At 48.3% G+C, this 22580-nt stretch carries 17 protein-coding genes; 10 read left to right on the forward strand and 7 right to left on the reverse strand.

The window, feature by feature from the left end; all coding sequences use genetic code 11:
- Positions 1 to 321 precede the first annotated feature (321 nt).
- A complete protein-coding gene (locus tag IE082_RS00845) occupies positions 322 to 2151 on the forward strand; it encodes a phosphoenolpyruvate carboxykinase (GTP) (RefSeq protein ID WP_189490375.1) in 1830 nt (609 codons plus the stop codon).
- An 84-nt stretch (positions 2152 to 2235) separates the two neighbouring features.
- On the opposite strand, the gene IE082_RS00850 is transcribed toward IE082_RS00845, so the two are convergent.
- The 6 genes from IE082_RS00850 to IE082_RS00875 all read right to left on the reverse strand — a co-directional run bounded on the left by IE082_RS00850 (position 2236) and on the right by IE082_RS00875 (position 10154).
- The gene (locus IE082_RS00850) at positions 2236 to 2964 is read right to left on the reverse strand and encodes an ABC transporter permease (protein ID WP_189490377.1); all 729 of its coding nucleotides are present in this window, start codon (positions 2962 to 2964) and stop codon (positions 2236 to 2238) included.
- Positions 2961 to 3896 carry an ABC transporter ATP-binding protein gene (locus IE082_RS00855; protein WP_189490379.1) on the reverse strand — a complete coding sequence of 312 codons (936 nt, stop codon included), beginning with the start codon at positions 3894 to 3896 and terminating at the stop codon, positions 2961 to 2963. Before IE082_RS00855 ends, IE082_RS00850 begins: the two co-directional genes overlap by 4 nt.
- Positions 3893 to 5062 carry an ABC transporter permease gene (locus IE082_RS00860; protein ID WP_189490381.1) on the reverse strand — a complete coding sequence of 390 codons (1170 nt, stop codon included), beginning with the start codon at positions 5060 to 5062 and terminating at the stop codon, positions 3893 to 3895. Before IE082_RS00860 ends, IE082_RS00855 begins: the two co-directional genes overlap by 4 nt.
- Before the next feature lie 18 nt (positions 5063 to 5080).
- Positions 5081 to 6073 carry a glycine betaine ABC transporter substrate-binding protein OsmF gene (gene osmF, locus IE082_RS00865; RefSeq protein WP_229809655.1) on the reverse strand — a complete coding sequence of 331 codons (993 nt, stop codon included), beginning with the start codon at positions 6071 to 6073 and terminating at the stop codon, positions 5081 to 5083.
- Between the two features lie 110 nt (positions 6074 to 6183).
- The gene (gene mfd / locus IE082_RS00870; RefSeq protein WP_189490382.1) at positions 6184 to 9639 is read right to left on the reverse strand and encodes a transcription-repair coupling factor; all 3456 of its coding nucleotides are present in this window, start codon (positions 9637 to 9639) and stop codon (positions 6184 to 6186) included.
- Positions 9640 to 9836: 197 nt separating this feature from the next.
- On the reverse strand, positions 9837 to 10154 hold the full coding sequence (locus IE082_RS00875; protein WP_189490384.1) for a DUF3579 domain-containing protein: 318 nt from the start codon (positions 10152 to 10154) through the stop codon (positions 9837 to 9839).
- Between the two features lie 670 nt (positions 10155 to 10824).
- On the opposite strand from IE082_RS00875, the gene IE082_RS00880 reads away from it, so the two are divergent.
- From IE082_RS00880 to IE082_RS00920, 9 genes are all read left to right on the forward strand, one after another.
- Positions 10825 to 11397, forward strand: coding sequence for a GbsR/MarR family transcriptional regulator (locus tag IE082_RS00880; RefSeq protein WP_189490386.1), 573 nt, complete (start codon positions 10825 to 10827; stop codon positions 11395 to 11397).
- Positions 11398 to 11551: 154 nt separating this feature from the next.
- On the forward strand, positions 11552 to 12880 hold the full coding sequence (locus IE082_RS00885) for a cytochrome ubiquinol oxidase subunit I (RefSeq protein ID WP_189490388.1): 1329 nt from the start codon (positions 11552 to 11554) through the stop codon (positions 12878 to 12880).
- 1 nt (position 12881) lies between these two features.
- Positions 12882 to 13880 carry a cytochrome d ubiquinol oxidase subunit II gene (gene cydB, locus IE082_RS00890; protein ID WP_189490390.1) on the forward strand — a complete coding sequence of 333 codons (999 nt, stop codon included), beginning with the start codon at positions 12882 to 12884 and terminating at the stop codon, positions 13878 to 13880.
- A 335-nt stretch (positions 13881 to 14215) separates the two neighbouring features.
- Positions 14216 to 16075 (forward strand): 1-deoxy-D-xylulose-5-phosphate synthase, encoded by a 1860-nt coding sequence (gene dxs / locus IE082_RS00895; protein ID WP_189490392.1) that lies wholly within the window; start codon positions 14216 to 14218, stop codon positions 16073 to 16075.
- A gap of 119 nt (positions 16076 to 16194) precedes the next feature.
- The gene (gene folE2 / locus IE082_RS00900; protein ID WP_189490394.1) at positions 16195 to 17001 is read left to right on the forward strand and encodes a GTP cyclohydrolase FolE2; all 807 of its coding nucleotides are present in this window, start codon (positions 16195 to 16197) and stop codon (positions 16999 to 17001) included.
- A 146-nt stretch (positions 17002 to 17147) separates the two neighbouring features.
- The gene (locus IE082_RS00905) at positions 17148 to 18095 is read left to right on the forward strand and encodes a glycine betaine ABC transporter substrate-binding protein (RefSeq protein WP_229809656.1); all 948 of its coding nucleotides are present in this window, start codon (positions 17148 to 17150) and stop codon (positions 18093 to 18095) included.
- A 319-nt stretch (positions 18096 to 18414) separates the two neighbouring features.
- Positions 18415 to 20496: an ATP-dependent DNA helicase RecG gene (recG, locus tag IE082_RS00910; RefSeq protein WP_229809657.1), complete on the forward strand. Its 2082-nt coding sequence runs from the start codon at positions 18415 to 18417 to the stop codon at positions 20494 to 20496.
- A gap of 23 nt (positions 20497 to 20519) precedes the next feature.
- On the forward strand, positions 20520 to 20924 hold the full coding sequence (locus tag IE082_RS00915; protein WP_189490396.1) for a hypothetical protein: 405 nt from the start codon (positions 20520 to 20522) through the stop codon (positions 20922 to 20924).
- A 30-nt stretch (positions 20925 to 20954) separates the two neighbouring features.
- Positions 20955 to 21884 carry a LysR substrate-binding domain-containing protein gene (locus IE082_RS00920; protein ID WP_189490398.1) on the forward strand — a complete coding sequence of 310 codons (930 nt, stop codon included), beginning with the start codon at positions 20955 to 20957 and terminating at the stop codon, positions 21882 to 21884.
- A 72-nt stretch (positions 21885 to 21956) separates the two neighbouring features.
- Here the strand turns inward: IE082_RS00920 and IE082_RS00925 are convergent, their stop codons facing one another.
- Positions 21957 to 22484 (reverse strand): phasin family protein, encoded by a 528-nt coding sequence (locus IE082_RS00925; RefSeq protein ID WP_189490400.1) that lies wholly within the window; start codon positions 22482 to 22484, stop codon positions 21957 to 21959.
- Between the last annotated feature and the right edge of the window lie 96 nt (positions 22485 to 22580).

The raw sequence follows: 22580 nt of genomic DNA on the forward strand, positions 1-22580 counted from the left end.
AAAAGCCCCAGGATGAATTCGGGGCTTTTTTTTATGGTGATTTGGTTTTAAAAAATTAAAAGGCTAAATCTATGAGTTACAGAATCATGTTAATTCACTTCTTGATTTTTTCAACTAATTTGATGGCTAGTGTTTGGGAGTTTTTTGCACATCTAAGTTATTCATACGCTTGTTGTCCAAACTATATTTGTATGGTTTTCTGAAAGGGTATTTATTAGTCTGATTTCCAAGTAAAATGATACTTCCTTATTTTGGCGGGCAGGTGTGCACTATTTGAGTGCATGACTGACCCACATCCGATTTTTTACTTTTGAAAGCGCAATGATGACTCTATATTCATTTTCTCCCCCTGATTATATTAAGCACCAGCCTCTATTGGCGTGGGTGGCTCAGATGGCCGAGTTGCTCGAACCAGCACGGATTCACTGGTGTGATGGTTCTGAGGCTGAATACAACCAATTATGCGAGCAAATGGTGCAATCAGGCACACTAAAGCGATTAAATCCTGAAAAACGTCCCAATTCTTATTTGGCATGGTCTGATCCTTCTGACGTGGCACGAGTAGAGGATCGCACATTCATTTGTTCGGTGAGCAAAGAAGAAGCAGGCCCGACGAATAACTGGATGGCGCCTGATGAAATGCGCGCGACATTGAATCCTTTATTTAAGGGCGCGATGCGTGGCCGCACCATGTATGTTGTACCGTTTTCGATGGGGCCGCTGGGATCGAACATTGCGCACATCGGTGTGGAGTTGTCCGACAGTCCTTATGTGGCGGTGAATATGCGCTTGATGACGCGTATGGGACGTGCTGTGTATGACGTATTGGGCACAGATGGTGAGTTTATCCCTTGCGTGCATACGGTGGGCGCACCATTGGCCGATGGCGAACAAGACGTGGCGTGGCCGTGTAATCCTGACACGAAATACATTGTTCATTACCCCGAAACCCGCGAAATTTGGTCGTATGGTTCGGGCTATGGTGGTAATGCATTGCTGGGCAAAAAGTGCTTGGCGTTGCGCATTGCATCTACCATGGGACGAGATCAAGGTTGGTTGGCTGAACACATGCTGATTCTCGGTGTGACATCACCAGAAGGCAAAAAGCACCACGTCGCAGCGGCATTCCCTTCAGCCTGCGGCAAAACCAATTTCGCCATGCTGATTCCACCTGCTGGTTTTGATGGCTGGAAAGTGACCACCATCGGTGACGACATTGCATGGATTAAACCAGCCGCAGATGGCAAGCTATACGCCATCAATCCTGAAGCAGGTTACTTCGGCGTGGCACCAGGCACAAATGAGCAGAGTAATCCGAACTGCATGGCCTCGCTCAAGTCAGACGTGATATTCACCAATGTCGCACTGACGGACGATGGCGATGTTTGGTGGGAAGGCTTGACCAAAGAAGCACCCGCACACCTCATCGACTGGCAAGGCAAAGATTGGACACCCGCATCAGGTACAAAAGCCGCACATCCGAACGCACGCTTTACGGTCGCAGCGACGAACAATCCAGCATTGGATGAGCAATGGGACAATCCCGCAGGTGTTGCGATTGATGCCTTTATCTTTGGTGGTCGTCGCTCAAACACTGTGCCGCTGGTGAGTGAAGCGCGCAATTGGGTTGAGGGCGTTTATATGGCCGCGACAATGGGCTCTGAGACTACCGCCGCTGCATTTGGTGCGCAAGGCGTAGTACGCCGTGACCCATTTGCCATGTTGCCATTCATGGGCTACAACATGTCTGATTATTTCCAACATTGGTTGAATATGGGCAAAACACTCGGCGATAAAGCCCCCAAAATCTACTGTGTCAACTGGTTCCGCAAAAATGCCGAAGGCCAATTCGTCTGGCCAGGGTTCGGTGACAACATGCGCGTACTCGCATGGATGCTCGCGCGACTCGAAGGCAAAGCCGCTGCTGGTGTGGAGCAAGTGTTCGGTATCAGCCCACGCTACGAGGATTTGAACTGGAATGCCAGCAGTTTTGGGGCTGAGCAGTTTGAGACGGTGATGTCGATTGATAAAGCTGATTGGCAAGCTGAATTGGGATTACACGGTGAGTTGTTTGATATGCTCAAGCACCATTTGCCGCAAGAGTTGGTAACAACCCGCGAAGAGCTAAGTGAGCGTGTCGCGGCATTGTAAGTTGACGTATTCAAGTTAATATCGAATAAAAAATGAGGCTTAATGCCTCATTTTTTATGCCATCAACGCCTGATTAAAGAGTTTTTACCTTTTAGCCAATAGACCGAGCAACATATCCACCGCCACAGCAAGTAATCCGACCAGCAAAGCCCCTTGAATCACATAAGCGGTGTTGTATCCAGTCAAGCCGACAATAATCGGTGTGCCCAATGTTTTCGAACCAACCGTCGAGGCGATAGCGGCCGTGCCAATGTTGATGGTGACCGATGTACGAATCCCAGCGAGGATGATTGGCCAAGCCAGAGGCCACTCGACATGACGCAGCATTTGAGCGCGGCTCATGCCCAAGCCTGTTGCGGCTTCTCGTGCTACGGTGGATACAGAGGTAAAGCCCGCAATTGCCCCTTCCACAATCGGCAACAAACCATACAACGACAAAGCAATCAAGGCAGGCGTCGCACCGAAACCAATCAGAGGTGCGGCGATGGCAAGCACGGCCACAGGCGGGAATGTTTGCCCCATGGCGACGGTGGTGTCAACCAGCGGTTTGAATTCTTTGCCTCGCTCACGGGTCACAAACCAACCCGCTGTGATACCGACGATGATCGAAATGATGCTTGAGGCCGCCACAATCCCAATGTGACTGATGAATAAACGCCAAAATGGGTCTTGCGTATAAATCGGTCTGTCCAATGAGGGAAAAAGTGCTGAGAATAATGGATAGGTGAACGGTAAGCCAAAAGTCAGTGCGATCAAACCCAACCACACCCAAAGTGTGGGGGAGCGAAGGAGCTTTAGCCAGCTGCGGATCATGCTGCTCTCAATAAATCGGAGAAGTGCAATTCGCCGATGATTTGTTTGTGCTCATTCATGACGGGCAACACATTCACCTCGTGTGCGACAAAGTCAGATAAAGCCTCTTTGAGACTGGCATTGTCGGCAATCGCTAAATGAATGGGCGCATCGCTGCCACCGAATCGAGTTCGCTCACTCACGGTTTGCAGGGACAGCATCTTAACGCCCAAATCGCTACGCCCGATGAATTCGCGCACAAAGTCATTGGCAGGATGTGCCAATATGTGGGCGGGGTGGCCTTGTTGCACAATCTGGCCTTTATCCATGAGTACCAAGTGGTCAGCCATTGTCAAAGCCTCGTCAATGTCGTGTGTGACCAGCAAAATGGTTTTGCCTGATAACTCATGAATGCGACGAACTTCATCTTGCAGCACCGAGCGCGTCACAGGATCAAGCGCACCGAACGGCTCATCCATCAGTAAAATTTCGGGGTCTGCTGCCATGGCGCGCGCGACGCCGATGCGCTGTTGTTGACCGCCTGATAATTGATGAGGGTAACGCTCGCGGTACTCGGTAGGTTCGAGATTGAGCATGGTTAGTAACTCATCCACGCGCTGACGGATGCGTTGTTTGTCCCAGTTCAGGAGTTGCGGCACTGTGGCGATGTTCTGTGCCACCGTCCAGTGCGGGAATAGCCCAGTTGACTGAATCGCGTATCCCATACGGCGGCGCAAGTCTTCAATTTTGAACGAGCGGGTTTCTTCCCCAGCAAATAAAATCCTGCCAGAGTCATGCTCAATCAAACGATTGACCATTTTGAGTGTGGTGGATTTGCCAGAGCCTGACGCGCCAATCAGCACGGTGATTTTTCCCTTGGCGATGTGCAAATCCAATGTATTGATGACTGTGCGTCCATCGAATATTTTGGTGACTTGTTCAAAAACAATCATGGTTTCCTCTCCTCACACACAGCCTGTTGTTTGTCCAGTAAGGACACCAAAATTTTAAACAGTGCATCGGCACAGACAGCCAAAATCACCACGGGAATCACACCCAGCATGACCAAGTCAATCGCGCTGCCCGACAAGCCACGAAACACAATCGCCCCGAATCCGCCTGCGCCAATCAACGCAGCCACCACCGTTAAACCAACTGCCTGCACCGTACTCACTCGTAAGCCTGATAGCAGCACGGGCAAAGCCAGTCGTGCTTGTATCCGCCACAGTATTTGCCAACTGGTCAACCCCATCCCGCGTGCGGCATCTACCACAGCGGGTGGGACTTGAGACAAGCCTGCCACCGTCGAGCGAACAATGGGTAATAATGAGTAAAGTGTTAGGGCAATCACCGCAGGTGTGACGCCAATGCCTTTGATGCCCCAATCAGCGAGCAGCGGATAACGAGTAGATAGTGCAGCCAATGGCGCAATTAGCAAACCAAACAACGCGATAGAAGGGATGGTTTGTATCACGCTCAAGACTTTGAAAATCATCTCACCCAACTGCGTGCGACGAAATGCCAAAATACCCAGCGGAAGCCCAATCAGCAAAGTCACACACAACGTCAACATCACGATGAACAGATGGCGAATCAGTGCATCATCAAATGCGACTCGGTTATTGGTATACTCTTTCAGCATTGACAGTTCTGACAGCATCCCTGATGACAGCAAAACCGCCACAGACAGAAAAACCACCAAAGCGCCAATACTGCGATACGTTGCCGACGTGGTCAAACGCGCCACCGCATCGACAGCCATCAACCATGTCAGTAACACCCACAGCCAAAAACCGCCTCCGAAGGATACACGGGCGAGGGCAGAGCCGCTTTTCGTGATTTGGCGGGCATAATCACCCGCGACAAAAAACATCGCTGCCATCAGCAAAGAGGCAGCGAGAATCGTGGATAAATAAACGCGCCGCGTTGGCTTGACAAAAACCGCAGCCACCAAAAACAACAACGGCGTGAGTAAAAGCCATCTACCTGTCTCACCGAAAACAGAGAAAAAATCAATGCCTGTGGCGGTGACAATGCGATTGGGCGACGAGCTTAAAAATGGCAGCATGAAGCCAGCCATCATCAAGGCAAGAAGCAGTATCAGTACGCGGTTTTTCATGGGTTGATTTGTGTCAAACTATTTCACAAACCCTTTGCTTTTTAGGTATTTGGCAGCGACCGCTTTCGCATCTTTGCCCTCGATGGCAATTTGCGCATTGAGTTTTTGTAAGGTGGGGGTGTCCAATGAAGCAAATACAGGTTTGAGTACTTCTTCAATTTGTGGGTGCTTCTTCAGTGTTTCTTCACGAATCAATGGCGCGGGTCCATAGATGGGTTGCGCACTTTTGGGGTCATCGAGCACCACGAGACCAAGCGAGGTCACAGCGCCATCGGTGCCATAAGCTAGAGCGGCATTCACACCTGAAGTTTGTTCGGCAGCGGCTTTGATAAACACCGTGGTGTCACCACCTGCGAGCACGAGTGTGTTATCTTGTTTCAGTTTAAAACCATAGGTTTTTTCAAATGATGGCAGTGCATCGGGACGCTCCATAAACTCGGCTGAGGCAGCCAGTTTAAATTTGCCGCCGCCATTAATCCATTTGGATAAATCATCGAGCGATTTGAGCTGGTTGGCCGTGGCCACGTCTTGACGCACTGCGATGGCCCAGGTGTTGTTGGCTGGCGCTGGCTGCAACCACACAATTTTATTCTTCTCAAAATCGAGGTTTTTGACCAGCTCGTAACCAGCTTTGGCATCTTTCCACGCAGGATTTTTTTCATCGGCAAACATAAAAGCGCCATTGCCTGTGTACTCTGGATAAATATCAATCTCACTGGCTTCTAATGCGCTGCGAACCACATTGGTCGCGCCCAGTTGTACCTTATCCACGGTCGGAATGCCTTTGTCATTGAGTACTTGCACAATGATGTTACCCAGCAGTGCGCCTTCGGTATCGATTTTTGATGCGACGCGAACAGGATTTGTGCCGCTTGTTGCGTTGTCTGTTTTGCTCGTAGGTTTTGGTGCATCAGGCTCCGCACCGCAAGCCATCAGTGCTGCACTGACGCTTAATGAAAGGCTCAATTTTAAAAAGCGGCGGCGGGATGTGTTGCTTAAAAGAAAGTTCATCTTAAATCCTTTGTGGTGAAAGGTGGCTTTACACATCGTTAGACGTTGTTCACATCAAAAACTGACATGCCTTTCAAGAGTATAACCTGATTGTGGTCGCACGTTTTTGTTCAGGTCAAAGCGTGAAATATGGTTTTGATTTGCGTGACGCGGTCATTCAGCGTTGGCATTTTGTAGGTCATTTTGAGTTTGTTTTGGCCGTTGAGTTGTACATTTTTGTCTTTTTGAATCAACTGAATGATTTTCAAACCATCCACGCTGCTGTTGGCATCGAAGTGGATGTGGCCGAGATTGTCAGCGACGTCAATTTTTGTGATGCCGAGCTCTAATGCGGCCAATCGTAAACGATGGGTTTCAATGAGGGCTTGCGCAGGCTCAGGTAGCTTACCGAAGCGATCGATGATTTCCTCTTGTAAATCAGACAGTTCCTGTTCTGTCGTGACGCTGGCTAAGCGTTTGTAAAGCTGTAGGCGCTCATTGACGTCGATGCAGTAGATGGCGGGGAGCAGGGCGGGTGTGTGTAGATTGATGTCAGTGGTGATCCCAAGCGGTTTGGACAGGTCGGGTTGTTTGCCTTGACGCAGGGCCTTGATGGCGGCGTTGAGCATGTCATTGTAGAGACTGAACCCGATTTCGTACATGTTACCCGACTGTTTGTCACCAAGAACCTCTCCCGCGCCACGGATTTCCATGTCTTGCATGGCGAGGAAAAAGCCTGAACCGAGCTCTTCCATCTGACAAATCGCGTCAAGGCGGCGTTTGGCTTGCGAGGTGAGGGCATCTTCGGAGTGGATGAGCAGGTACGCGTAGGCTTGGTGGTGACTGCGGCCAACTCGGCCGCGCAATTGATGCAGTTGCGATAGGCCGAATTTGTCCGCGCGGTGCATGATGATGGTGTTCGCGTTTGGTACGTCAATGCCTGTTTCGATGATGGTGCTGCACAGCAACACATTTGCACGCTGGTGATAAAAGTCTCGCATGACGCCTTCGAGCTCGCGCTCATGCATTTGGCCGTGGGCGATGGCGATGCGGGCTTCTGGGATGAGGGTTTCGAGCTGGTGGCGGCGATTTTGGATGGTCGAGACTTCGTTGTGGAGGAAATACACTTGGCCGCCGCGTTTGAGTTCGCGCAGGATGGCTTCGCGGATGACGGCGTTTTCTTCTTTGCGCACGAATGTTTTAATCGCGAGACGCTTTTGTGGTGCGGTGGCGATGACGGATAAGTCGCGAACGCCTTCCATTGCCATGCTCATTGTGCGTGGAATCGGTGTGGCGGTCAGGGTCAATATATCGACCTCAGCCCGCAGATTTTTGAGCTGTTCTTTTTGTCGCACGCCGAATCGGTGCTCCTCATCGATGATGACGAGGCCGAGGCGAGCGAATTTCACGTCGTCTGACAGCAGTTTATGTGTGCCAATGACGATGTCTATCGCACCGTTTTCAAGGCCTGCGAGTGCTGCGGTGGTTTGTTTGCCTGTGTTAAAGCGCGAAACTTCGGCGATTTTAATTGGCCATTTGGCGAATCTGTCGGAGAATGTTTGGAAGTGTTGTTCCGCTAGCAGCGTGGTTGGCGCAAGTACAGCGACTTGCTTGCCGCCCATCGCAGCGATGAATGCGGCACGCAGTGCAACTTCAGTTTTACCAAAACCGACATCACCGCAGACGAGGCGATCCATTGGTTTGGCCGCAATCAAGTCATGCGTGACGGCTGCAATGGCGCTGGCTTGGTCAGGCGTGGTTTCAAAGCCAAAGTCATTCGCGAACACTTCGTAATCCGCAAGGTCTAACTCAAACGCATGGCCTGGACGTACTGCACGACGTGCATATAAATTGAGAAGTTCAGCGGCTGTATCGCGAATCTGCTCGGCGGCTTTTTGGCGGGTTTTGCTCCAGCGATCTGTGCCGAGTGTGTGTAGCGGTGCGTGTTCTGGGTCGCTGCCTGCGTAGCGTGAAATGACGGACAATTGCGAGACGGGCACGTACAGGGCGGTGTTGTTAGCATAGCTTAAGTGAAGAAATTCGGTGTCGCCGTCACCCAGATTCATTGTAATGAGGCCCTTATATCGGCCAATACCATGCTCAGAATGCACCACAGGATCGCCCTCATGTAGCTCGGAGAGCGAGGCAATCATCATATCGACGTTGGACGTTTTGCCACTGGTGCGGCGGCGCGTGCGCTGCTCGCTGGTTTGGGCGTATAGCTCAGTTTCGGTGATGATGCACAGCGGTTGTGTGTCGTCTTTGAGGAAAAAACCGCGCTCAATCGGTGCGTGGCTGATGTAAACCCGCGCGTTAAGCAAAGGCACGGAAGCCCAGTCATCGAACGGTGCGGCGCTGATGCCGTGCCGCTCAAAGGTTTCTGTCAGGGTGGTGGCTCGCCCCAAGCTCTCCGCCATGATGAGTGTTGGGATGCCTTGAATGGTATTTTGTTGGCAGAGGTGTTGCAATGCCAGATAAGGCTCGTCACGCTGTTGGTTGGTCACGCGGATGTCGGGCACAGCACTGGTTAGTTCGCGCAAATCAGTGTTGTCGTTGTCAGCACGTAAAGATAACTGCGAAAATGCTTTCAGCCCTGAAAAAAATGCTTCTTCGGTTAAAAACAATTCATCAGGCGATAAAATCGGCGTTGTATCGGCTTTTAAGAAATTAAACCGATTTTGTGTATCCTGCCAAAAGGGCGCAATCGCCGATTCTAATTGACCATGCAACACCACCAAAGCGTCAGAGGGCAGGTAATCAAACAAGCTCACCGTGGCCTCAAAGAATAACGGCAAATAATACTCAATCCCAGCGTTGAAAATTCCATTTGCCACGTCTTTATAGATTGTGTGCTTCGATGCATCTCCTTCAAATCGCTCACGCCAAGCATTGCGAAAAATGCCTCGTGACGCCTCATCTGTTGGATACTCTCGTCCTGGCAACATTTGCACCGATGGCACAGGGTACAAAGTGCGTTGCGTGTCCACGTCAAATACCTTAATTGACTCAATCGTGTCGTCAAATAAGTCAATCCGATAGGGCAGTGCCGAACCCATGGGAAACAAATCAATCAAGCCGCCACGAATCGCGAATTCACTCGGTGCGACCACCTGTGACACGACTTGATAACCGGCATTGACCAGTTGTTCACGCAGTTGTTGTGCATCCAGACTCTCATTTTGTTTAAATGAAAAAGTCCGTCCCAATAAAAATGACGGCGGCGATAGCCGATACAGCGCCGTTGTTACTGGCACGACCAACACATCACACTGATTCTGCGTCAACGAAAACAACGTCTGCAACCGCTCCGACACCAAATCATGGTGTGGAGAAAAAGCGTCATACGGCAATGTCTCCCAATCAGGCAGTTGCGCAACTCTCAGTGAAGGTGAGAAGTACTTTAACTCCGCCGTCAGCCGCTGTGCTTCATAGGGGTGTTCGGTGACAATCACGGTTGTGCGCGCGGCCAACTGAGCTAATTGACCCAGCAGCAGCGCATCAGATGAGCCAGTGGGCAAGGTCTGTGTGAATCGTTGACCAGTTTTAAGCTGAGTCATTAAAGAAGAAAGGGCGGTGTGTATGGTCATGTCAATGCAGTAAGAAAACAAAAATACACCCCAAACGCCAGTGGCGGGGGTGTGCAGTACAAGCCGCGATTATAAAGGAATAACAAAGGGATGGGGTTCTCTACGCCTTCGGCTTATTTTGTGGTATTAAAAAAATCCCTGAATATCAGGGATTTGGTTTTTAATACGTCAGCGTATTCATTGTGTTAACTTTTGGTTTAGGCACCGAATGATGACGACAAGTCTGCGCGTGCATCTACGGTTTGAAGTTTGTTGCTGGCAGCGAAATCTAAGAAAAATTTATAAGCCACGGGCAGTTCATTTTCAAGATCCGTGTTGATGGCAACACATTTCACATTCTGAATGGTGATGGGGCGCACATAGTGTGAGTACGTGAGGTGGCCATAGTGGCTGTTGTCATCTTCTTCAAAGCATTTCATGACACCACACAGGCGTTCTGCCCAGTCACTGGGTCGAAACTGTTTGCCGTCTAAAGTCATGCCGCGGATGATGAGTTCGTTAATGGGATTGTCCATTGCTTATCTCAAATTGGTAATGCCGTGATTGTAGCCGATGTTGACAGGTTTGAGAAGTGAAAAGGCAAGCTTGCGATGTTATCGGTGGTTTTTTTGTTTTTATGATTATTTTTAGCAAAATATCACACCCGTTTTTGATTTGTGATTCTCAAAAGCCAATTGTCTGTCACTAATAATCGTTTTTTTATTTGATTTTCAGGCTAAGTCGAAGATTGAACGAAGAATGTTATTTGTTTTGTGTGGGTTGGCTATTTATATGTCCCTATTTTCATCATTGCTTTACGGCAATGATAGATAAAAATAAAAAATCAATTGCTGCTTATATTTTAAAGTGATAGTATTTATCGTAATTTCAGTAATTATTGAAAATTAAAAAAATCATCATCGCTTTTTTGAAAACAGATGGGCTTTAGTCTGCAAAGTTGTGGTGATTCTGACCAAATAAATGGGGGTACTGAATGAGAAGTTTTCGGTCTTTGCGATGGCATATTTTTTTGGTTCTGGTTTCTCTTTTTTGACTCTCGATAGGGCTTTTCACTCACATTCATAAAAATATTCAATGAGCACAGTTCTTCTAATGATGATAGTATTTATCGTAATTTTAGTAATTGCTGAAAATAGAGAAATAAATTGCTTAAAGCAATATGCCTTCATTGATTAGGAGTGAAATATGACGTTACCACCGCTTTCTCAAAAATTTGTCAGCCATTTTGGTGAAATGGGCAGTCGCTGGGGATTTAATCGAACGGTTGGGCAGATTTATGCGTTGCTGTTTTTAACGCCTGAGCCGCTCAATGCGGACGCCATCGGTGACTTGCTGGGATTTTCTCGTTCTAACGTGAGCATTGGTTTAAAAGAGTTACAAAGCTGGCGTTTGGTGAAAATGACCCATCAGTCTGGTGACCGCCGTGAGTATTTCTCGACCTTAGGCGATGTGTGGGACATTTTTAAGGCGGTCGCTGCTGAGCGTCACCGCCGAGAGGTCGAACCGACGGGCACGGTATTGCGAGAGTTATTGCTGGATGCACCAGCCAATGAGCAAGAGGCTTATGCTCAAAAGCGCATTGAAAGCATGCATGACTTAGTTGAGCAGGTTAACAAACTGTTCAGTGAGCTGCAGGGCTTATCACCGGAAACATTGGCAACTTTGATGTCTGTGGGTTTGAAAGTTCAAAAAGCAGTGGCTTTGAAAGACAAAGTGTTAATGAAAAAGAACAAAAAAGACTTAAGTGCGGCTGTTTAAATGGGGGGTACCTTATGCGATGAGCAAAACTTAAACTGAGTCAGTTTGCCATGGCTTGACCTTAATATTTTGATTTTGAATGGCTTTTTAGGTTCGAAATCTTTTGGGCAAAGACGATGTGGTCTGAGTTCTGTTTGTCTGATTGGAGTTTATCATGGAGTTAGATACGTTGATGCTGTCGCGCTTGCAGTTTGCGCTAAATATCAGTTTTCATATTTTGTTTCCCGTCATCAGCATCGCTCTCGGCTGGGTGTTGGTTTATTTCAGAGTGCAATACACGCGGACAGGTGAACCAGCATGGGAGCAGGCTTATTATCGTGCGGTGAAAATGTTTGCTTTGACTTTTGCCTTAGGTGTGGTTTCGGGCATCACGATGAGTTTTCAGTTTGGTACAAACTGGCCTGGCTTTATGGAAAAAGCGGGTGACGTGGCTGGACCGCTGCTCGGTTACGAGGTTTTGAGTGCCTTCTTTTTAGAGGCAAGCTTTTTGGGCGTCATGCTTTATGGTAAAGAACGCGTCTCCAATCGGACCCATATTTTTGCGAGTGTGATGGTCTCGGTGGGAACTTTGTTGTCAGCGTTTTGGATTTTGGTGCTCAACTCATGGATGCAGACGCCTGTTGGCTTTTCGATTACGGCAAATGGACACATCGTTCCAGAGGATTGGTTGGCGATTTTGTTCAATCCATCTTTGCCTTATCGTTTTTTCCATATGGTGTTGGCTTCGTTCTTGACCGTGGCTTTCTTGTTGGCGGGTATGAGTGCGTTGCGGATTTTACAAGGGCTGTCTGATATGGCGACGCATAAGACTTTGCGTACGAGTATTTGGTTGGCGGCTATTGTGATTCCTGTACAAATTCTTGTCGGCGACATGCATGGTTTGAACACGTTGGTGCATCAACCCGCGAAAGTCGCGGCCATGGAAGCGGTGTGGCACACAGAGCGAGGTGCGCCATTTACGATTTTTGCAGTGCCCGATAAAGAAACCCAATCGAATAAATATGCGATCGAAGTGCCTTTTGCAGCCAGCCTGATTTTGACGCACGAGCTTGATGGTGAAATCAAAGGGTTGTCAAGTTTTGAGGATGTGCCGCCTGTGGCACCTGTGTTTTACTCCTTCAGAATTATGTTGGCGGTTGGTTTTCTCATGTTGCTTGTGTCATGGTTTGCGGTTTGGAAAATGTGGTTGACCCGCAAAACATTTGTGGGTGACGAGGTGCGATTACCGAATTGGTTGCTCAAAACATTTGTTTGGATGACGTTTTCTGGCTGGGTGGCCACATTGGCGGGTTGGTATGTGACAGAAATTGGGCGGCAACCTTGGATTGTTTATGGTTTGCTGCGGGTGAAGGACATTGTCGCGCCGCATCCTGCAGGAATGGTGTTGTCGACATTCATTGGGTACTGTTTGGTTTATGTCTTTTTGTTGGTGGCATACATCAGCGTCATGCGACACTTGGCTTTGAAAAAAGAAGGGGGTTGAGATGGACTTTGCACAAATTTTGCCAGTCATTTTTTTGATGTTATTGGGGTTGACCCTGCTGATTTATGTGGTGCTTGATGGTTATGATTTGGGTGTTGGGATGCTTTTGCCTTTTGGTCACAGTGAGCATGAGCAGGATGTGATGGTCTCCTCGATCGGGCCATTTTGGGATGCAAATGAAACTTGGCTGGTGCTTGGGGTGGGGATTTTATTGGTGGCCTTTCCTCAAGCGCATGGTTTGATTTTGACTCAATTGTATTTGCCTGTGGCGGTGATGCTGCTCGGGTTGATTTTGCGCGGTGTGTCGTTTGACTTTCGCATCAAAGCACATGCAGACCATAAAGTTATGTGGAATCATTTGTTTACTGCAGGCTCGTTAATCACGGCGGCCGCACAGGGTTGGATGGTCGGAGAGTACGTGGCTGGATTCTCGCGTGACAATGTGTGGTTTTATCCATTTTGTTTACTGACGGCTTTGACGATTCCTGCGTTTTATGTTCTGTTGGGCAGTGGTTGGTTGATTATGAAAACCGAGCATCGTTTGCAAGCAGACTCTGTCAAGTGGGCCAAACGTATGATGTTGCCGATGGTGATTGGTTTATTGGCGATTTCCGCTATCACACCGTTGGTCAGTCATGAAATTGCATCGAAGTGGTTTGCCTTTCCTAACGTGTTGTGGTTGTTGCCCATTCCGCTTTTGAGTGTTGCGGCCTTGGTGGTACTGTGGCGGACATTGCGCAACCAAAAAGTCACTCGTGAGCTTGGCTGGAGAGTTTTTGCCGCTATGGTGGTTATTTGCCTCTGTGCTTGTCTGGGTTTAGGCTACAGTTTATTTCCTTATATTGTGATGGGTAAGGTGACTGTGTGGGACGCTGGCAGTGGCACGGGATCATTGATTATTTTGCTCGTTGGAGTGGGGATTACATTGCCCATGATTCTTGGCTACACGATTTGGGTTTATCGCGTGTTTTGGGGCAAAGCGAGTTTGATACACAAATAAGCACTGCTCGCTGATATGAAAAAGCTAATAAGATAAGCCCAAGCTCTTAATGTTGCCACGAACCCCTGCAATTTTGCAGGGGTTCAACTTCTTTTTGTAACTGGCCACTACAAATTTCCTCAAATTCGGTAGTGCTAAATCACCGCACGGGTAGCCTATACGTGCTGCAAAGTACTCGGGCAATGGTATAATCGCCAGCTGTCATGGTGTAAGTGGTGTTGGTTGTGGTTTGGCAAATGAGTTTAACCATGACAAACCATGTGTCTATTGCACACTTTTGCCTTAATTGAACTTCGGTTTATATTGTATGACTCGTACAAATATCTATAAATTATATGAATACCACTTTCACGCTACTTGAACAAATTAACGATACCGCGAGTGTGCGGGCGTTGTCAAAAGAACAATTGAGCCAGCTCTCTACCGAATTGCGTGATTTTATTCTTCAATCGGTGTCGCAAACAGGTGGCCATCTGTCTTCTAATTTAGGGACGGTAGAGCTGACTGTAGCGTTGCATCATGTTTTTAATACACCTGACGATAAAATTATTTGGGATGTCGGTCATCAAAGTTATGGCCACAAAATCCTCACAGGGCGACGTGAGCGAATGGCGACGTTGCGTCAGTTCGGCGGTTTGTCAGGTTTTCCGAAGCGCTCTGAGTCTGTGTACGATGCGTTTGGCACAGCACATTCCTCCACGAGCATTTCTGCGGCACTGGGTATGGCGGTGGCGGCTCGACATTTGAATCTACCCAATCGCCAGCACATTGCTGTGATTGGTGATGGCGCACTGACGGGAGGTATGGCGTTTGAGGCGATGAATAATGCTGGCGTGACAGAAGGTATTAATCTACTGGTGATTTTAAACGACAACGATATGTCGATTTCGCCGCCCGTGGGTGCGTTGAATCGCTATCTGGCGAAATTACTCAGTGGTGACTTTGTCAATACTGCGCGCGAGCGATTGAAAAAAATTCTGAAGGTTGCACCGCCGATGTTGGAGTTCGCACGGCGATTTGAGGAGCATGCTAAGGGCATGGTTGTTCCCGCGACGATGTTTGAGGAGTTTGGCTTTAATTATATTGGGCCGATTGATGGGCATGATTTAGACTCATTGATTCCGACGTTGGAAAACCTAAAAAATCGTGGTGGCGTGCAGTTTTTGCATGTGGTGACACGAAAGGGGCAGGGCTACAAACTGGCCGAAGATGATCCCATTATGTACCATGGTCCTTCGACTTTTAATCCTTCTGAAGGCATCGTGGCCTCAAATGTGCCCAAGAAACTGACATTCACACAGGTGTTTGGCGATTGGATTTGTGACATGGCAGCGGCTGACGCACGTCTGGTGGCAATCACACCAGCGATGCGCGAAGGCTCAGGCTTGGTCGAGTTTGAAGCAAAATATCCAACGCGCTACTTTGATGTGGGCATTGCGGAGCAGCATGCTGCAACGTTTGCTGCGGGTTTGGCCTGTGATGGGTTAAAACCTGTGTTGGTGATTTATTCGACATTTCTGCAACGCGCGTATGATCAAGTGATTCATGACATTGCTTTGCAAAATTTGGATGTGACCTTTGCCATTGACCGTGCCGGTTTGGTTGGAGCAGACGGTGCGACACATGCGGGTGCTTATGATATTGCTTACTTGCGTTGTGTGCCCAATGTTGCGATTGCTACGCCATCTGATGAGCTTGAAGCTCGCGGTTTACTGACTGCGGCGTATCAGCACAATGGTGCTGCAGCCGTGCGCTATCCGCGTGGCTCTGGTGTTGGTGCAGAGGTTTCTAGTGATTTGACACCATTGCCATTTGGAAAAGCACATGTGGTGCGTCAAGGGCAGAAAGTCGCGATTTTAGCTTTTGGGCCTTTGTTGCACATGGCTCGCCCTGCGGCTGATGAGGTTGGTGCGGCTTTGGTGGACATGCGCTGGGTCAAACCTTTGGATGAGGCTTTGCTAATTGAATTGGCCAAAACCCACACACATTTTATTACCATAGAAGACTCGTCTGTGGCTGGTGGCGCGGGCAGTGCGGTGAGCGAGTGGTTCGCGGCTCATGGCTTGAACCCACACCTATTACATTTGGGTTTGCCCGACCAATTCATTGACCATGGCGATGTTGCAACTTTGTTGGCGCAGCATGATTTGTCGGTTGAAGCGGTCGCCAGCAAAGTTCGACAATTTGTGGCATAGTGTCGTTGTAATAGTTGATAAAATTACTCGGGTTTGTGCGTGCGCACAAACGTCTATCATGCTGGAACGATTCAATTTATTGAATAAGCCCTCGAATCTTAATTGAAAGCATATTACCAATGAATGCCCCAATTGACTTAAAAAACATCCCCGATGTCCAAAGCTCCATCGATGCACGAAACATGCCAATCAGCCGCGTTGGGATTAAAGACGTGCGTTTCCCACTGCAAATTGATTTGGGTGCGGGTGCGCAAGCAACTGTTGCAACTTACACCATGACTGTGCATTTACCAGCCGATCAAAAAGGCACGCACATGTCGCGCTTTATCGCGCTGCTTGAAGAGAACAAAACGATTTTCACACTCAACGATTTCAAAGCATTGGTCTCTGACATGATGGTACGTTTGGAGGCGAAAAAGGGTGATATTTACGTTCATTTTCCTTATTTTGTCGAAAAGACTGCGCCGATTTCAGGCATCAAAAGCCTGATGGATTATGAAGTGAGCCTCAACGGTGCTCACAAAAACGGTCAAAGTAATGTGGTGCTGTCCGTTTTGATTCCGATGACCAGCCTGTGCCCTTGCTCGAAAAAAATCTCTGAGTACGGTGCGCATAATCAGCGCTCTCATGTCACTGCCCATCTGACCTTAAATGAACATGTTGGACAGTTTGACCTACATGCCCTGATTTCAGCCATCGAGGCGCAGGGTTCGTGCGAGTTGTATGGTTTACTTAAGCGTCCTGATGAGAAGTACGTTACCGAGCGTGCTTACGACAATCCTAAGTTTGTTGAGGATTTGGTGCGTGATGTGGCTGGTGTGCTCAAATCACAACCTTACGCTGCAGAGTTCACGGTCGAGGCTGAAAACTTTGAGTCGATTCACAATCACTCCGCTTATGCGGTGATTGATTCTATTGATTTGTGATGTATGGTTGTCTTAAAAAGCCCCGATATTTGTCGGGGCTTTTTAATGAAATTCGTTCGAGTAGACGGTGGTTGATGTGTTTTTAACCAAGGGTTTCCGTATAATCATCGATGACGACATATCTATTTAATTGGGAAATAACCACCATGAAACCATGGACAAAGAGACTGATGGTGATGCTTGCCACTTGGCTGTTGTGTGCTTGTGGTCACGATTTTGATGACAAAATCAGCGAGAGTTCATACGCCGTCAAAGTATCATCGAAAGCGGATACCGAAGGCGCGATACTCGGACAAATCATCATTCAAACCTTAGAGCACAACGGTATTAGAACCATACATCAATTGCAGCTGGGTGACACCCAAACGGTGCGCAGTGCTCTATTGGCGGGTAAGATTGATATTTATCCTGAATACACGGGTAATGGTGCATTTTTGATTGGTGAGCCAAACGATCCAGTGTGGAAAGATGCCGCTGCAGCTTATGCACATATTCAAAAAGTCGATGCACAGACGAATCAAGTCATTTGGCTGACCCCAGCCCCAACGAATAATGTCTGGTCAATTGCCCTTAGACGAGATTTGGTTGACGCACATGGCTTAAACTCATTGGGCGACTTGGCTCGTTGGTTAAATACGGGAAAAAATGATTTTAAACTCGTGGCGTCTGCCGAGTTTGTCAAACGCCCTGATGCGCTCAAAGCCATGGAGCAGGCGTATGGCTTTTCGTTGCGTCCCGAGCAGTTGATCGTATTGGAAGGTGGCGACACCAGCACTATGATTCAGGCGGCAGGTCAAGGCACCAAAGGCATTAATGCTGCCATGGTTTATGGGACAGATGAGGCCATTATGTCAGCATTTAATCTCATCATACTTTCGGATTCGAAAGGGTCCGAAATTGTCTATCAGCCAACACCCATCATCCGCGAGTCTATCCTGATGGCAAAGCCTCGCATCAAAGAAGTGCTTGATCCCGTATTTCGCTCACTGACCGCACAAAACCTAAAAAAACTCAATGCCCGTGTGACATTAGAGAGCGTTGATGCCAAACAAGTGGCCATCGACTACCTCAAAGAAGAGGGCTTTATGAAGTGAGTCTGGGGGCTGAATTATCGTGTTTTCTTGGGCGTGGTTGTAGATGAGAATACAGCTAAAGTAAAAATCTACTTCTTCAGTCAGTAAGTTAGGAGTTTTTCCAAAGAAACCCTGAGAAAAATGATAATGAAATCAAAATGATATGTGGTTTACTTCCTTCTCTGCTTTTTATCACCGACATGCATGCGCTTTGAACGTTGGGTTATTCCATGCATTCGTTATTTTTAAACGATGGTTAAAATGACCTACTTTGCATTTCGTGTTTTGATTATTGTTGTAAACTATCGATAAAGTATTCACATAATTAAGGCTTATCGAAGTGACTGTACCCACTGCCTTCTCTAAAACCCTCAAAATCACGCCTAAGCTCGCCGAAAAGCTGGCCAAGCTTGGTGTGCGCACTGACCAAGACATTTTGTTGCACATTCCTTTACGCTATGAGGATGAGACACGTCTTACGCCCGTGGCTGACTTGCGTCTCGGTCAGTTTGCACAAGTACAAGTGCGCGTGATTGAGCACACCGTGCAGTTTCGCCCGCGTCGTCAGCTGGTCGTGACCACGGTAGACGATGCGGGAGAGACTTTGGTGCTGCGGTTTATTCATTTCTATGGCACGCAGTTGGCGGCGTTTCGTGCGGATGCATTGATTCGCGTGCAGGGTGAGGCGCGGCATGGGTTTTTCGGTATGGAAATGGTGCATCCTCGCTATCAGTCGGTCACCGAAGACACGCCGCTGGGCGAAACCTTGACACCTGTTTATCCAACCACCGATGGCTTGTCACAATCGGCATGGCGAAAACTCATGGCGAAAGCGCTTGATGAGGTTCATCTGCCAGAAATATTGCCACGTAATGTTTTGGGCGACGGTTGGCCAACACTACAAGCCGCCGTGCAACTTTTACATGCGCCACCGCCGGACGTGAATCCCGCAGCATTGACCGAGCGCGACCACTTGGCGTGGGAGCGAATTAAGTTTGAAGAGTTACTGGCACAGCAACTCTCGCTCACGCAGGCGAAGCTTAAGCGCCGTTCTGAGCTGGCTCCTCAACTCATGGCGCAAGATGATTTGTTAAAGCGATTGATTGCTCAGTTGCCATTTTCGATGACGGGCGCACAAACCAGAGCTTGGGCGCAGATTCAAACCGATATGGAAAGTGGTCACCCCATGCATCGGCTGCTGCAAGGCGATGTGGGTTCAGGGAAAACGGTGCTCGCGGCACTGGCTTGTGCGCAGTGTGTGTCAGCAGGGCGGCAAGCCGCTGTGATGGCACCCACAGAGATTCTTGCCGAGCAGCTTTATGAGAAACTAAAAGGTTGGTTTACTCCGCTTGGTATCAGCGTTGCGTGGCTGGCGTCGTCAGTTAAGAAAAAAGCCAAATCAGAAACCTACGCGGCTCTGACCGACAATCAAATCCACATCATCGTTGGTACACATGCTTTGATTCAAGACGCTGTGCATTTTCATGACTTGGGCTTGGCCGTGATTGACGAGCAGCATCGCTTTGGGGTCGCGCAGCGACTGGCTTTACGTCAAAAAATGCAAGAAAGCGTCGAAGGGCAGCGCAACCCGCAATACGATGCGCCGCATCAGCTCATGATGAGTGCAACGCCGATTCCTCGCACACTCGCCTTATCCTATTTCGCGGATTTGGATGTGGCGGTCTTGGATGAATTACCACCTGGACGAACGCCTGTGGTCACCAAACTGATTGACCAAAAGCGCCGCGAAGAGGTGATTGATAAAGTGGCCTATCAAGTGGCGCAAGGCGAGCAAGTCTATTGGGTTTGCCCACTGATTGAAGAGTCCGAAGCCCTAGAGTTGCAAACAGCGATAGACACCCATGCTGCATTGAGTGCTGCATTGCCTGATTTAAACATTGGTTTGGTGCATGGTCGAATGAGTGCGGTGGAGAAGCGAGAGGTGATGGCATCCTTCGTTACTGGGGAGACTAATATCCTTGTTGCCACCACCGTCATCGAAGTCGGGGTGGACGTGCCGAACGCCAGCTGGATGGTGATTGAGCACGCTGAGCGATTTGGTTTATCACAGCTTCACCAACTGCGTGGTCGAGTCGGGCGCGGTGCGCTGCACAGCACTTGCGTACTACTTTTTGAAAAACCTCTGTCCGCCACAGCGAAAGCACGCCTGAAAATCATGTATGACACCACGGATGGTTTTGAAATTGCGCGTGAGGATCTGCGCTTACGTGGCCCAGGTGAATTTCTGGGAGCACGACAGTCTGGCTTGCCGCTTTTGCGTTTTGCAGATTTAGAGAAGGATTTGGCGTTGCTGGAGGATGCGCGGGATGCGGCTGAGTGGTTATTAGCGAACAATCCTGCGGCAGCACAGGCTCATTTGCAACGATGGCTGGCGCAGCGAGAACATTTTTTGGCTGCTTAGTTTTCATTCTTTTAAGGTCTTAAATGTTTAAACGTATTCAATATGAGCAGTTGAACTCTCGGCAAAAAGAGAATTTTAACTTTCAAAAAATCGCTGCTGAGTTGGCTGATTATGGTTTTAATTGCATGTGGCTCAATGATGATTGGCAAGGAGCGGATTTCATTGCCTGCCATATTGATGGTAATCAGTTCATTAAAGTGCAACTCAAGGGTCGGTTGAATATAGACAAAAAATATTATGGCAAAGACATTTGGATTGCATTTAAGCAGGATGATAATTGGTATGTTTATCCGCATGACATAGTGCAAGAAAAATTACTTGAGATGGGGCTTATGGCAGGCTCAAAGTCATGGGATGAGAATGGCGGTTACAGTTGGCCAAGAATTCCTAAGCATGTGTTTAAATATATGACGCAATACCAAGTGTGAATCTTTATTTTTAACCTTAAAGAGATAAATATGACCCTCACCGAACTTCGTTACGTCGTTGCACTGGCGCGTGAAAAGCATTTTGGGCGCGCTGCGGCTGCGTGTTTTGTCAGTCAGCCGACACTGTCTGTGGCCATCAAAAAATTGGAACAGGAGTTAGACGTCACACTGTTTGAGCGCAGTATGCAGGATGTGCAGTTGACGCCCATCGGTGAAAAAGTGGTGGCACAAGCGCATCGGGTCTTGGGCGAAGTGGCGGTGATTAAGACTCTGGTGGGTGAACAGGTCAATCCTGCGGTAGGCACGCTGCATCTTGGGATGATTTACAGCATTGCGCCGTATTTATTACCGCGTTTGATGCCGCATTTGATTGAATCAAAGAGCGAGTTGCAATTGATTGTGCAGGAGGATTTTACGCATAAACTGCTTGAGCGTGTCAAACAGGGGACTTTGGATGCGGCGATTGTTGCATTGCCTGTGAATGATTCGGGCTTGTCTATGGCCAATTTGTATGATGAGGATTTTTATGTGGCTTTGGCCAAATCCCATCGTTTGGCCAAGGCGAAAACCATTGCAGCGAGCGAGTTATCCGACGATGCGCTGCTGGTGCTCGGAGCAGGCCATTGTTTTCGTGACCAAGTGTTACAAGCGAACCCGTCCATTAAACCATTTAAAATTGAGCAAGAGGGGCTGCACAAAACTTTTGAGGGCACATCGCTGGAAACGCTGCGTCATATGGCGGCGAGTGGCATTGGAATTACTGTCCTACCCGCGCTGGCTGTGCCCTTTAAATTAAGCTCTGATGATGGTTTGCGCTATTTGCCTTTTAATCAGCCCTCGCCGAGTCGTCGTGTGGTGCTTGTGTGGCGGAAAAATTACTCACGTGAGGCAGCTTGTGAAGTACTGGCTCAAGCGGTGCGTGACTGTGGCGTTGTGGATGTGAGCGGTGTGGCCGTATGAATGGCGATGAACAGTCTTAAACAAAAAGCGCCAGCATGATGCTGGCGCTTTTTGTCAATCGAGGAGATTGAATTACTTAGCTGCAGTTTTGGTGGCTTTAACTGCTTTGTCAACATTTGACTCAGCCAATTCAACCGCTTGTTTTGCTGCTTTATTCAATGTATCGTAAGCAGAGTTTGCTGAAGCGATAGATGATTTGATGATTGATACGATGGCTTCTGAACCTTGTGGGGCATTTTTAGAAGCAACGTCAATCCACTCAGCAACTTGCTTGTTGTTATGAGCGACTTGCGCTTCAACGAATTTGTTCAATTCAGCTTGCGCAGTTGATGTGATTTCGTAGACTTTTTTGCTGTAAGTCAATGCTTTTTCAGCCGCTGGTTGAGCAGCACCACTGGCTGTTGCCATGAATGCTTGTGGGTCTTTAGCAGACAATGCTTTGTCTGATGTGTCAGCAGCTTGTTCCAACGCTTCTTTAGCAGTAGCGATGTTCAAGTTGGTTAATTGAACAATAGATTCGAATGCTTTATTTGTCAAAGCAAAAAAAGTTTCAACAGAGGCTTTTTGCGCAGCAGCAAAATCTTCAGGTTTGATGGTCATGGTGAATCTCCAATAGAGTAAGTTAAGGGTACAACAACAGAGTTTTGATACCGAATGCGGCCCATTCAAAATCCCAATCATTGGCAAGACCTTTAA

The organism is Formosimonas limnophila (assembly GCF_014652675.1).
Classification (GTDB): Bacteria; Pseudomonadota; Gammaproteobacteria; order Burkholderiales; family Burkholderiaceae; genus Hydromonas; species Hydromonas limnophila.